The 10,262-nt window shown below is 70.3% G+C and carries 10 protein-coding genes; 5 read left to right on the top strand and 5 right to left on the bottom strand.

From position 1 onward, the window contains the following. Window positions 1-64: 64 nt before the first annotated feature. Window positions 65-577, bottom strand: coding sequence for a hypothetical protein (locus tag VKV26_06135; protein HLZ69477.1), 513 nt, complete (start codon window positions 575-577; stop codon window positions 65-67). A gap of 169 nt (window positions 578-746) precedes the next feature. Between VKV26_06135 and VKV26_06130 the strand changes: the two genes are divergently transcribed. The 5 genes from VKV26_06130 (at window position 747) to VKV26_06110 (ending at window position 5,264) form a co-directional block, all read left to right on the top strand. Next, complete coding sequence (locus tag VKV26_06130) at window positions 747-2,045, top strand: MFS transporter (protein ID HLZ69476.1); 1,299 nt, start codon at window positions 747-749, stop codon at window positions 2,043-2,045. A 15-nt stretch (window positions 2,046-2,060) separates the two neighbouring features. Beyond that, on the top strand, window positions 2,061-2,438 hold the full coding sequence (locus tag VKV26_06125; GenBank protein HLZ69475.1) for a hypothetical protein: 378 nt from the start codon (window positions 2,061-2,063) through the stop codon (window positions 2,436-2,438). A 193-nt stretch (window positions 2,439-2,631) separates the two neighbouring features. After that, a complete protein-coding gene (locus VKV26_06120) occupies window positions 2,632-3,708 on the top strand; it encodes a ferritin-like domain-containing protein (GenBank protein HLZ69474.1) in 1,077 nt (358 codons plus the stop codon). A gap of 219 nt (window positions 3,709-3,927) precedes the next feature. Further along, entirely contained in the window at window positions 3,928-5,016 is a 1,089-nt protein-coding gene (locus VKV26_06115) for a ferritin-like domain-containing protein (protein HLZ69473.1), read from the top strand. 59 nt (window positions 5,017-5,075) lie between these two features. Then, the gene (locus VKV26_06110) at window positions 5,076-5,264 is read left to right on the top strand and encodes a hypothetical protein (protein ID HLZ69472.1); all 189 of its coding nucleotides are present in this window, start codon (window positions 5,076-5,078) and stop codon (window positions 5,262-5,264) included. Between the two features lie 197 nt (window positions 5,265-5,461). Here VKV26_06110 and VKV26_06105 read toward each other — a convergent pair whose 3' ends face one another. From VKV26_06105 to VKV26_06090, 4 genes are all read right to left on the bottom strand, one after another. Continuing rightward, window positions 5,462-5,728, bottom strand: coding sequence for a hypothetical protein (locus VKV26_06105; protein ID HLZ69471.1), 267 nt, complete (start codon window positions 5,726-5,728; stop codon window positions 5,462-5,464). A gap of 310 nt (window positions 5,729-6,038) precedes the next feature. Continuing rightward, window positions 6,039-7,517, bottom strand: coding sequence for a PLP-dependent aminotransferase family protein (locus VKV26_06100; GenBank protein HLZ69470.1), 1,479 nt, complete (start codon window positions 7,515-7,517; stop codon window positions 6,039-6,041). A 43-nt stretch (window positions 7,518-7,560) separates the two neighbouring features. Then, window positions 7,561-9,564 carry an alpha/beta hydrolase domain-containing protein gene (locus VKV26_06095; GenBank protein ID HLZ69469.1) on the bottom strand — a complete coding sequence of 668 codons (2,004 nt, stop codon included), beginning with the start codon at window positions 9,562-9,564 and terminating at the stop codon, window positions 7,561-7,563. Between the two features lie 119 nt (window positions 9,565-9,683). Continuing rightward, window positions 9,684-9,980 carry a hypothetical protein gene (locus tag VKV26_06090; protein ID HLZ69468.1) on the bottom strand — a complete coding sequence of 99 codons (297 nt, stop codon included), beginning with the start codon at window positions 9,978-9,980 and terminating at the stop codon, window positions 9,684-9,686. Window positions 9,981-10,262: the final 282 nt, after the last annotated feature.

Genomic DNA, 10,262 nt, shown 5'->3' with positions numbered 1-10,262 from the left:
AGTCATCGGCCCCTTCCTGCGCGACCGACCGTCCTCACTACGGTCGGTCGCTCTGTTTTCCTCGTTACCCTACTGCATCGCCACGCCTCGCCTCCGTCTCATCCCTGCACCGTGCTTCCACAACTTCTGGGCACACCCCCTGTACCATCTGGTCTTGCTGGCCGGCGAACAGCAGGCTGGTCGTCACGTAGTTCAGCAGCAGGGCGTCTCGCGGAAACTCCTGCAAATGCTCGCGGATGCGGGCGATCGCCTGGACGCCGCGCCCGCCCACGGCGTCCGCGACGTCGGCCACATGCTGCTGTTCGCGGCGGGAGGCGCGGGCGGCGAGCTGTTCCGCCAGCGCGGCGCTGGCGCGGGCCTCGGGCAGGCGCAGCGCGCGCAGTTGCACCAGCGCCAGGTCGGCGTGCGGCAGGGCAAAGTCCGGGTCGGCGGCGATCGCGCGCTGGAAGGCCGCACCCGGCGCCGGCGCCTGGGCGATCACCGCCTGCTGGCCGTCGCGGTAGGCCGTGGCGGCGCGCGGCGACGCGGTGCTCAGAGCAAGGCCATAGAGATCGGTGCCTGCAGCCGTGGCGGTCATCGAGCGGCCCCTCGCAATCGTAGCAGTCTTGCCCCATTGGTTGCGGAATGGATCGCAACGGCGGATGCGGGCGACCGCTATGCTACACTCGCAGCTAACGTAGCCGATCGGGCCGCCTACCGTGTAGCACGGGGGCCAGCCAGGCGACACCGCGCCTTGGAGACCGCGTATGAGCACGGCGCCCATCGCCACGGCGACCGCAGCCGACAGCGGCTTCATCGCGGCGCTGCACCTGCGCGAGTTCCGCCGCTGCTGGATCTCCAGCGTGCTCTCCGGCAACGGCCAGTGGACGCTCGTCGTCGCCCGCGGCTGGCTGATGGACAACCTCACGCACAGCGCCGCCGCCGTGGGCCTGGTCACCTTCGCCTCGTGGATCCCGTACCTGTTCGCCACGCCGGTGGGCGGTGTCTTCGCGGACCGCTTCGACCGGCGCCGGCTGGCGGCGGCGATGCAGGGCGTCTCGCTGCTCGCCTCGGTCTGGCTGGCGCTGCTGGTCTTCGCCAATGTCGTAAAGCCGTGGGAGGTCGTGGCGCTGGCGCTGCTGGCCGGCGTCGGCCGCTCGATCGAGACACCGGCCGTCACCTCGCTGATTCCCAACCTCGTGCCGTCCGAGGCGCTTCTCAACGCGATCTCGCTGAACAGCATGGCGAACTTCGGCTCGCGGCTGATCGGCCCGGCTGCCGCGCTGGGTCTGCTGGCAGCGGGCAGCATTGGCGGCGTGCTGTTGATGACGGCCGTCTTTTACGCGGCGGCGATCGTGCTGATGCTGAGCGTGCGCAACCCCGGTCACGAGCTGCACGCGCGCGCCGGCGTCTGGCGCGAGACGCGCGAAACCTGGTCCTACATCTCCCGCACGCCGCTGCTGCCGATCGTCTTCGCGCTGATGTCGCTGCACTGCGGTCTGACGATGCTGACCGACGCGCTCTGGCCGGAGTTCACGCGCTCGGTGCTGCACGCGCAGGCTTCGACCTTCGACCTGTTGATCATCAGCTTCGGCGCCGGCACGCTGGTCGGCACGTTCGCGCTCGGGGGCCTGCGCTCCGACGTGGCCCGCGGCTCCGTGCTGGCCGTCACCGGCGTGCTCAGCGGCCTGACGATGGCGCTGCTGGCGCTCGTCTCGACGGTGTTCTTCGCCTTCCTCGTCGCGGCGCTGATCGGCGCGGCGCAGGGCATCTATATGACGCTTGGCACGAACCTGGTGCAGGAGGTGGTGCCCGACCGGCTGCGCGGGCGCGTGACCAGCGCCTACATCATGACGACGGGCAGCGCGATGTCGTTCGGCATCCTCGCCGCCGGGGCGCTGGCGGACACGTTCAGCATTCACGCGGTGCTGCTGATCCCGCCGCTGCTGTTCGTGGCCTTTGTGCTGTTCGTCAGCGGCGTGCGGCCGGGCGTGCGCGGCATGTACCGCACCGGCTCGATTCTGCAACCTCGGCCGCAGCCGGCGCTGGCAGCCGCCGAGTCGTAAGCGGGAATGATGGCGATGGACGAGCGCGCGGCGGCCCCCATCCCCCGGCCCCTTCCCCCAATGCTGGGGGAAGGGGAGATCTTTGGACGGGACTGCGGGGCTGAAGGCGCGGCGGTCGAGGCAGGAAGGCAGAAGCATCGCGGTGGTGTGGGGCTGGGGCGGGTGCTGGTGATCGCCGGGGTCGGCGCGCTGCTGGTGGGGTTTGCGGCGTTCGCGGCGAACAGCGTGGTGCAATCGGACCAGCCGATCGTGCGCACGATGTGCATGGATACCAGTTGCAGCCAACCGATGTCCGTCGACGGCGCCACGGCGCATCCGGCGGCGCCGAAGCACGCGAAATCGGCGCCGGAGCGGCTGGTGCAGAAGATCCTCTACATCTGTCACATCCGCTGATCGCGCGGCTGACACGGCAGCGATTCGCGGATTCCGCCGCCACTTCCGGCCGGGACGTGCGCATTGAAAGTAAGAAAACGATCGCTTACCTTGACAATGCGCGACGCCTTTCAGATGCTTGAGGCAGACCGGCGACACGATCAAGCGGCCGTTGCGGCCGCCTGTTCAGCACAAGCAACGCAGGAGCGGGACGATGGCGATCGAGGTTCAACGCCCGGTTGGCGAGCAGCAGCCCGACCTCTCTCCCGGCCTCGACCTGGCCTGGCTGAACCTGCCCGACGATGACTGGGGCACACGCGCTGAGCCGGGCCGCAAGGGGCTGACGCTCGAGGCGATCGCCAGCGGCCGCGCCGGCGCGATTCCCGAATCGTCGCGCAACCACGGCATGCGCCTGCGCGGCGTGCGCGAGAGCAAAGGCACGCTGCGCGTCGCGCCCTACACCACGGCCAACCGGTCCGACGTCTGGGCGGACAATGCGCTGATGCTTTACGAAGAGGCCGTGCAGCGCCAGTGGTCGTCTGCTACGGACATCCCCTGGACGTCGATCCAGCCACTGCCCGACGACGTCGAGTACGCGATGTGCCAGCTCTGCACCTTCCTCACAGAAGTGGAGTTCATCGCCGGCGACACGCCGGGCAAGTGGATTCCGCGCATCAGCCCGGACTACTTCGAAGCGGCGATGTTCCTGACCACGCAGATCATGGACGAGGCGCGGCACGAGGACGTCTTCCGCAAGCGGGCGCTGGTCAACGGCGGCGGCCTCCTGCAGCAGGGACCGGGCTACGGCCTGCGCAAGATCCTGGAAGCAGCCGACTTCACCGAGATGAGCGCACTGATGCACGTGCAGGGCGAGGGCTTCGTGCAGTCGATGTTCCGCATGGGCGAGTTGCTCGGCCAGAACGAGGCGGAGAAGCGCATCTTCCGCCTCTGCGCCCAGGACGAGAGCCGCCACCTGGCCTTCGGCGTGATGCATCTGAAGTACACGATCGAGCAGGAGCCCTGGCGGCGCGAGGAGATCCACGCCTATCTCGACAAGTCCGAGCGCGACCTGGCCGAGGGCACGGACATCAGCTTCATCCCCGTGTTCGAGTCGATCTCGGTGCTGCTGGGCGGCGGCAAGGATCACTTCGACGAAGGCGCCCAGAAGTTCATGGCGATTCGCAAGAAGCAGGTGAACGAGTACATGCACCGCCTCGAAGTCGCCGGCCTGGGCGACCGCCGCGAGCGCATGGTGCCTGAGCTTGCCGTCTACCTGGATCCGCCGAAGTAGGGGCGAGGAAATAGAAAACAGGAACGAAAAAAGAGGAAATAGCAGCACGTGGGGCGCACACTGGTGCGCCCCTATGGCGCTTCGGCTAACGGTCAATCCGTAGGGGCGCATGGCATGCGCCCCTCATGACACATGACGCGCCGCCGCGACACCGAGCGCACCGAATCGGGTATGCACTTCGCCATCCAGGGCATCCTCATCGCTTCAGGAGCAGCGCACATGACGGCCGAACAGCCACAACCCGTTGACGCCGCGACCGGCCCGCGCGACCGGCTGACGCTGACCGCCGGCGAGCGCTTCGCCTGGATGACCAGCGAGCACACCGAATGGGGCGTGCGTGCGCGTCCCGGGGCCCGCGGCCTGCGGCTGGCCGACATCAACATCGGCTCCTACGGCGAGGTGCCGGACGTCTGGCCCTACGACACGGAGATTCCGCGCGGGGCGCTGCCCAACGACACCGCCGAGGGCATGGGCTACTCGATCTTCGAGAAGCAGGAGGTCTGGGCCGAGAGCTGCGCCGAGCTGTACGAGGACGCGATCCAGGCACGCTGGGCGCCGGCCACGGACATCCCCTGGGCGTCGCTTCAGCCGCTGCCGCGCCCAATCGAGGCCGCGGTCTGCCAGCTCAGCACCGACCTGAGCCAGCGCGCCTACGCCGCCGGCGCCTGCGTTTCCGGCTGGCTGCAGCAGATCTCCTACGGCTATCTCGAAGTCAAGAGCTACCTGGCGACACAGATCTTCGAGCACAGCCGCCACGCCGAGGCGTTCCGCAAGCGGGCGCTGGCCAACGGCGGCGCCCTGGGCATCGAGCCACCCAACCATTTCACGCAGCGCTACATGGAGGCGATGAACTACACGGAGGCGCTGCTCTGCATCGACTTGCTCGAAGCCGCCTTCCAGGTCGTGCTGTTTGAAGCGGGCGAGGAGCTGGCGCAGAACGAGGCCGAGCGCGAGCTGTACCGCCGCGCCCTGGGCGACAAGCTGCGCCACTTGCAGTACGGCCGCGACCACCTGGCCTGGGTGGTCGAGCACGCGCCACGCCGCGTGAAGGAGCTGCAGCGCTACCTGGCGAAGGCCGAGCACGCGCTGGTGGCGGATATGGAGCAGCCGATCTCCTCCGAGCCGCTGATCGTGCTCTTCGGCGGCGGGCTGGAGGGGATCGACCGCGGCGCGGCGCGGCTGCACGCCTTGCGGCTGGCGCAGGTCGAGCGGTATCTGCAGGCGCTGCGCGAGGCGGGCTTCGACCATGATGCCTTCCCGCTGCACAGCCACCTTGCCGCGTACGTCGAGCAGCCCGCGTCCGTGTAGGGGCGCGCCGAGTTCAGCCAGGTCGCTCACCGCGCCCGGTCCGATCGGAAAGGTCCGCCATGCCCGCCGCCCGCTGCGAGTTCTGCACCGCGCCGCCTTATCAAGAGGTCGCGGTAATGAAGTGGCGCGGCGACGACCGCGAGCGCCTGACGATCAAGCTCTGCGGCAAGCACCACACGCGCATCGCCAAAGCCGGCGCGAAAGGCTGGGAGCACAAGGACTTCCGCTGGAAGATCGGCTTCTGGTGATGCCGCGCTACGGGCGGCAACGCAGCCCGCGGCAACGGCGGCGGATGATGCCGTCGCGCCGTCGCTTAGCCCGGATCGACGGTGACAGACCACGAGGTCCACGACGTGGCGCCGACGTGCAGGAAGTAGGCGCCGGGGCCGCTGTCGAGATTGACGTGTTTGCAGAAGCTCGGCGTGTCATCCACCGAGTCGCTCACCTAGGCGATGTTCCCGCCCGGTTGCTCCGCGGTGAAGAACAGCGACGGACCAAACAAGCCGGTCGATGAGCGGCCGGACTGCTGGAAGCACACGTTGATCGCGTTCGTGGACACGGTGAAGTTCTGCGTGTCGTCATCGCCCTGACCGCTGGCCTGCAACAGATGTGCCGACGCACGCGGCGCCGAGCTGACCGGAGCTGCCGCGACCGGCGCGGCGGCAGGCTGGCCACCCGGCAGACGCCCATCGATGCTGCGGGCCAGCCGCACCGTCCGCCGGATAGATCACGCCCGGCGCGGCGAAGACGGCGTGCTTGGCCGCGGCCAGCCAGGCGAGAAGCGCGGCGATGACGAGGAAGCGTCGCATGACTCTGCACTCCCGCGTTGGTCTCAGCATCGGTTCCGCGGCAGTGGCCAGCAGTGCGACAGGCTACGAGCACCCCAACATCGCTTCGCTCGCTTCGGCGGCCAGCGGCAGTCGGCCTGGACCGGAATATCCGCATTGCGTCCGAATGTTGTCGTCGGCCAGAGATTCCCCCGCAACCCTGGCCACGGGTCTTGCGCGGCAGGCAGCAGCCAGTCAGATGGCGCCGGCGCGTGGCAAGGTGGCTGCCCGCAGCGCCTCGGCGAGCGCCGCCACGCCGGACTCGATGCGCGCCGGCGGAATGCGCCCGAACCAGAGGATCAAGCGCGTGCCGGGGGGCGCCGACTGGTAGCACGGCGCGGCGTCGTTGATCGCCACGCCGCGCGCGGCGGTCTCCCGGTGCAGCCGCACCGGGTCCGCGGCAGGCGCTTCGATGAAGGCGTGCAGACCGCCGGTCACCGGCCAGACGCGCACGCCGGCCGGCAGGTGGGAGGCGAAGGCGGCAAGCAAGCACGCTCTTCGCGCTCGGTAGCCGCGTAGCGCCCGGCGCAGGTGGCGCTCGACCTCGCCGGACTCGAACAGGTCGGCCAGCGCCTCCTGCATCGCCGGGCTGGTCGCCTGGTCGAGCGTGCTCTTGGCGGCCACGGCGGCGGGCACGAGCGCCGGCGGCACCACCAGGTAGCCGACGCGTAGCGCCGGATGCAGCAGCTTGCTGAGGCTGCCGAGGTAGAGGCAGCGGCCGGCGCGATCCATGCCCTGCATGGCGGGCAGCGGTGGGCCGCTGTAGCGGAACTCGCTGTCGTAGTCGTCTTCCAGCAGCCAGGCGTCGTGCTGCTGCGCCCAGTCGAGCAGCGCCAGCCGCCGCTCCGGCGCGAGCACGGCGCCGGTCGGATACTGATGCGAGGGCGTGACGTAGACCATGCGGGCGCCTTCCGCGGGCAACGCCGCATGATCGAGCCCATCACCGTCCACCGGCACGGGCGCAAGCCGCGCGCCGAGCGCTCCGAACACGGCGCGGGCGCGGGGATAGCCCGGCTCTTCGATGCAGACGCGATCGCCGGGCTCGAGCAGCAGGCGCGTGGCCAGGTCGATGCCCTGCTGCGAGCCGCTGACCACGATCACCTGCTCGGCCGTGGCGCGCACCGCCCGTGCGTGCGCCAGGTGTGCAGCAAGCGCGGCGCGCAGCCGCGGGCTGCCGGCAGGGTGACCGGAGCTGTACTCCGAGCCGAAGTAGGCGGCGGCGCGGCGCAGGGCGCGACCAAGCGCCTCTGCCGGGAACGGCTCCGCCGCGAGGCCCGGTCTGAAGTCGAAGGGCACAGGCGCGCCGGGGGCATTCTCTGCGGACGTCAGGCTTGTAGGCGGACCTGCGCCGTCCGCCGCCACGGGCAGCACGAGTCGCCTGCCCCAGCCGGACAGCGCCGGTTCCACGGACGGCGGCGGCTCGCGGCGCGGCGGCGCGCTCACGGTCACGAAGGTGCCTGCACCCACGCGCGCGGCGCAGTAGCCTTCGCTTACCAGCTCTTCGAACGCGGCGACGACGGTGCCGCGAGAGATGCCGAGCTGCGCCGCCAGCGCGCGACTCGGCGGCAGCCGCTCGCCCGGCGCCAGCCGCCCACCCAGGATCGCCTCGCGCAGCGCCTCCACCAGCCGCTCGCCGCGCGGCCCCTCTCCCGGCAGAATCAGCGCGAAGTCCATAATTTCAGGGAACGGGAAATCGGGAATAGAGGGGCATTTCTACTCAATCCCCGGCGGGCACCCCTGCGGTCGCCGGGGCGAAGGCGTCGTAGCGCGCGAGCGCGTTCTCCACCACCAGGTCGATGTCTTCATCGAGGAGGTAGCGCTGCGCGGCGAGTTGCTCGGCGGCGGCGCGGGCGCGGGCGGCGTAGTCGTCGCGGTCGCGGTAGCGCTCGGCGATGGCGGGGCGCGGGTCGCCGCGCTGGCTGCGCTCGTGGGCGGTGGCCGCAAACGGCAGGGTCGAGCCGGCCATCAGCACGAGTTGGCCCGCGCCGCCGATCGCCGCGTCGCGTACGTTCCAGCCGGTGTACGTCGCCACGGGCACCGAGACTTCCGGCAGGCGAATGCCGGCAATCTCATTGCCGTCCGCGTCAACGGCCGAGACGAACTGCGGGTACGGCGCTCCGTGCTCAACCGGGTGACGCACGATGCCGTTCCCGATCTCCGGGCCGAGATCGAGGTGCGGCGTGGCGGGGAGCAGAGCCGGATCGGGCAGGGCCGTGCCGGGGATGGCGCCGAACGTTGCGAGCGCTTGCGCGGCGGGCACGGCGCTGCCGTCTGCCAGGCGCGGGAAGGCGCTGGGCGGCGGCTCGACCGCTTCCGACACCCAGCGGTCGAGGTTCACGAGGGCCGCGCGCATCAACGGTGACTGATCGACGGCATTGAAGAGGTTGCCGGCGGGCGCGAAGATCAGGCTCGAGCGCATCAGCGCCAGCCGGCCGGGCGCGTGCTGCGTGCCGGCGTAGGCATAGATCCGCACCTCCGCCGGCGGCTCGACATCGCGCGTGCCCGCCGCGTCCGTGTGAAGCAGCGAGCCGCCGGCGAAGCCCCAGTATTCGGCGGATGTGTTGGCGTAAATGATCTTCGGCACGCCGCCGAGGGCGCGCTGACAACCGAGCAGGCCGGCCTCGGCGCCGCCGGCCGCGTCGGGTTGTTCGCCATCGAGGAACGGCGGCAGGTAGCCGGGGCCGGGCCGCTCGGTGACGGACGGCTGGGCGAAGCGGTGGTTGAACTCGCCGCGCCGCGCCCCGGCGACGACGGGCAACAGGCCGTCGAAGACCTGCCGCCCGGCCTCGTCAAGGTTCAGGCCCAGGTGCAGGAAATGGCGCAGGAAGCGGCCGCTCTGCGAGGCGCCGTAGCCGTAGGTGTACTCGATCTGGCCGGCGCAGGGATTGCCCGCGGCCGCCGCGCCGTGGCGCAGGAAGGAGACGGCGTCGCGGGTGGCGAGCAGCCCCGTGCCCACGACGGGGTTCTTGCGTGTGCGGTAGATGACCTCGTAGACCGTACCGGGCTCGAAGCCGCCCTCCAGCCAGACGAATGAATCGTCCGCGATCGGCCGGCCGCCCTCGTCGCGGGCGAAGCGCCAGCGCTCGCGGGCGATCGGACGGCGCGGACCGCCGCGCCAGTCGCGCTCACTGAGTACAGCGTCGCGCTGGTTCACGTCTGCCGCGGGATACGGCAGCGCCTGGAAGAAGCCGAGCAGGTGGCCGAGCTGCTGCTGCGCCAGGCGCGCGGCCGGCTGGAACTCGATCGCCACCGTGCCCTGAAGCGGCGCCCCATCGCTGTCGAGCGCTTGCGGCGCCTCGAGGCGCAGCGGCCAGGAGCCGGGCGGCACGTCCCACTGCCAGCCGCACCAGGCCAGCGTCCAGCCGTGGCGGAAGAGGAAGCCGTCGCCGGGCAGGATGCGGTCGGACGGTTCGGCCAGCTCTGGCCGGTTAAAGCCCTGCGCCAGCTTGCGGCCGCGGTTCAGCACGTCAAAGAGCAGGCGGCGGTGCGCTTTCGCCCCATCGGCGGGCTGCACCACGCAGAAGCCGGCGGAGAAGCGCACCGTGCCGTCGGCCTGGCGCGGCGCCTGCTCCAGGTCGACAATCGCGCGGTTGGCGGCGCCCAGCGGATCGACGGCGAAGTGCAGCGTGCCGTCGATGCGCTCGTAGGCTCCGGTTTCGCCGAAGCGGGCGCCGCCCTCGTACGGCTGGCGCGAACGGATCTCGACCGCGGTGACGGCCATCTTGTCCCTCCCGGCGTGCAGCGTGCGTCTCAGATCGATGCACCGGGATGGTAAGCAGCGGGCGGCGGAAATGCAAAGCAGGGTCCGGAGCGTTGGCCGCGGTTCCAGGGTTCGGCCGTTCAGGCGACGGGCGGGACCTGGAAGATGGCGCCGCCGAAGGGGGGCTGCGGAGAGCCGGGCGGGATCTCAGGTGATGCCGGTGTCGCCGAGCCTTTGTTCTGGCCTTGTTTCTGGCCCCTGAACTGCAAGAACGCCTCAAAGGCGTAGCCCGCGACCTCCTCATGCGCCAGCAGGCGTTCCAGCACGGCGGCGCGCTCGGCCGTGACGCGGTAAGCCAGCAGCTCGTCGCAGGGGATTTCGTAGAGGTTGCCGTCGGCGTCGGAGAGCACAAGCGCCTCGATGCGGGACTCGGTCACCGGGCACCTCCAGCTACCGACAAAAACGGAGCCGCGAGCAGCCTGCTTCTGGCCGTGCTGAACAGTATAGGCGCGCGGCAACGTCCACCGGCGCATACATCGCCAACAGTCATTGCCCGCGCACAAGAGTCCCGGTTGGCGGCCGGCGGGGCGTCCGTTCAGACAGGCTCGCCGCGCGTCTGTCGCTCGATCGGGGAGATCCAGGGCTCTTCCGGCCGGCCGGCGCGCTGGTTCGCCAGCCGCGCGGCCACGAACAGCCAGTCTGAGAGGCTGTTGAGATAG

The sequence above is a fragment of the Dehalococcoidia bacterium genome (genome assembly GCA_035310145.1).
Taxonomy (GTDB): Bacteria; Chloroflexota; Dehalococcoidia; order CAUJGQ01; family CAUJGQ01; genus CALFMN01.
This window is presented reverse-complemented; position numbering and strand designations above follow the sequence as displayed.